This window comes from Mesorhizobium sp. M7D.F.Ca.US.004.03.1.1, from assembly GCF_003998635.1.
GTDB classification, from domain to species: domain Bacteria; phylum Pseudomonadota; class Alphaproteobacteria; order Rhizobiales; family Rhizobiaceae; genus Mesorhizobium; species Mesorhizobium loti.
Map to the genome: position 1 here is coordinate 1 of NZ_RZQG01001145.1, position 1,666 is coordinate 1,666.

At 66.4% G+C, this 1,666-nt stretch carries 3 protein-coding genes and 1 pseudogene; all 4 read right to left on the reverse strand.

Annotated elements, in window-relative coordinates; translation table 11 throughout:
* On the reverse strand, nt 1–328 hold a 328-nt coding region (locus EN935_RS34890; RefSeq protein ID WP_245489129.1), incomplete at its 3' end, for an SAM-dependent methyltransferase.
* Nucleotides 325–1,089 (reverse strand): precorrin-4 C(11)-methyltransferase, encoded by a 765-nt coding sequence (cobM, locus tag EN935_RS34895; RefSeq protein WP_127265090.1) that lies wholly within the window; start codon nt 1,087–1,089, stop codon nt 325–327. The genes EN935_RS34890 and cobM, both read right to left, overlap by 4 nt.
* Entirely contained in the window at nt 1,086–1,472 is a 387-nt protein-coding gene (locus EN935_RS34900) for a cobalamin biosynthesis protein (RefSeq protein ID WP_109668456.1), read from the reverse strand. The genes cobM and EN935_RS34900 overlap by 4 nt, the downstream gene beginning before the upstream one ends.
* A pseudogene (locus EN935_RS34905) lies at nt 1,469–1,666 on the reverse strand (cobalamin biosynthesis bifunctional protein CbiET); the annotation flags it as partial. The gene EN935_RS34900 and the pseudogene EN935_RS34905, both read right to left, overlap by 4 nt.

Genomic DNA, 1,666 nt, shown 5'->3' on the forward strand with positions numbered 1-1,666 from the left:
GCTGGCCCCCGTCCCGCGCCAGCCGCACCAGCAATGCAGTGATGTCGTCCTGCTTCATCGACGGTTTTCCGCCGCGCTTGCCGGCAAAGAAAAGCTCGGCATTTTCAGCAACGGCGACGACATCCGATGAGACCAGCGCGTCGTAGACCAATGCATCCGCTTCGGCCAACGCCGCCAACACTTCCAGGGTCAGGCAGCCGGGGTCGCCGGGGCCGGCGCCGGCCAGCCAGACGTGGCCCGGGTCCAGGCGGCGCGGCTTGAAATTCAGCCGGGACAAAGCCTGTTCGAGCGTGGCGTTTTCGCCGGTGTTTTTGGTGCTGCCGCTCACAATCCGTCCCGTCCGCGAAAACGCCGTTGGTAATGGGCGTCGTACAATGAACTCTCGCCAAAACCTTCCGCCGCCAGCGAGCGGCCGACGAAGATGATCGCCGTGCGCTCCATCGGATCGGCGGCGAGCAGCGCTTCGATGGTCGCCAGCGTGCCGGTCAATACGCGTTCGTCTGGCCAGGAGGCGCGGAAGACGATCGCCACCGGGCAATCGCCGCCATAGTGCGGTGTCAGTTCGGCGACGACGCGGTCGATGGCGTGGATGGCCAGATGAATGGCCAGCGTGGCGCCGGTGCGGCCGAAGCCGGCCAGCGTTTCGCCGGGCGGCATTTTTGATGCGCGCCCGGAAATGCGGGTCAGCACCAGGCTTTGCGCGACTTCCGGAATGGTCAGTTCGCGACGAAGTGCGGCGGCGGCAGCGGCGAAGGAGGGGACGCCCGGCGTCAGCGTGTAGGGAATGCCGTGCTTTTCCAGCCGCCGGATCTGTTCGGCAACGGCGCTCCACACCGACAGGTCTCCGGAATGCAGGCGGGCGACATCATGGCCCGCCTTGTGGGCCTCGAGATAGGCGGCCTCGATTTCGTCAAGCGACATCGGTGCGGTGTCGATCAGTTTTGTCCCCGGCGCGCAGTGCTGCAGCAATTCGGGCGCGACGATCGATCCGGCGTGGAGGCAGACTGGGCAGCTCGCCAGCAGCCTGGCGCCGCGCAGCGTGATGAGGTCGGCAGCACCCGGACCGGCGCCGATGAAATGAACGGTCATGGAGCATCTCCGCTGATGGCGATGGCGCAGGTGACCGGGCCGAGCACCGTGCGAGGGCCGAGCAGCCTGGCGCCTTTGCCGGCGACGGCAAGGGCGGATGCCTCGGAAACCGATGGCGTGCCGGCAACATCCTGCGAGAGGTCGGAATGGCTGAGCGTGTCCGACGAGGCGGCCTGAAGCGTGGCGTCATCGACGACGATGACCGGAAGACTCAGCACGCGGCCAGCGGCAGAGATCGCTTCTTCATCCTTCTTGAGCGCGGCAGTCGCCAGTGCCGAAAGAGCCGTCATCGTCATGCCATGCGCTTCGAGCGCGGTCTCGATCGCCGCAAGCACATCCTCGACGCTCACGCCCTTTCGGCAGCCTATGCCCACGACCATCATGGCTTCACCCAGCTCCATTGGGTGACAGGCATGGCCGGCCGCCATGCCTGCATCGTGCCGACCGGCGACGCGCGGGAGATGTTTATCCGGGTGAGATCGCCGCCAAGCGAGACATGGCGGGCAAGAAGCAAGGTTTCCATCTCCAGCGTCACCGCGTTGGCGACCAGACGGCCGCCCGGGCGCAGGGCCTTGAC

What these genes read in the sequence shown, in the direction of transcription:
- EN935_RS34900 (WP_109668456.1), bottom strand. Translation starts at nt 1,472, where the DNA reads ATGATGGTCGTGGGCATAGGCTGCCGAAAGGGCGTGAGCGTCGAGGAT.
- cobM (WP_127265090.1), bottom strand. Translation starts at nt 1,089, where the DNA reads ATGACCGTTCATTTCATCGGCGCCGGTCCGGGTGCTGCCGACCTCATC.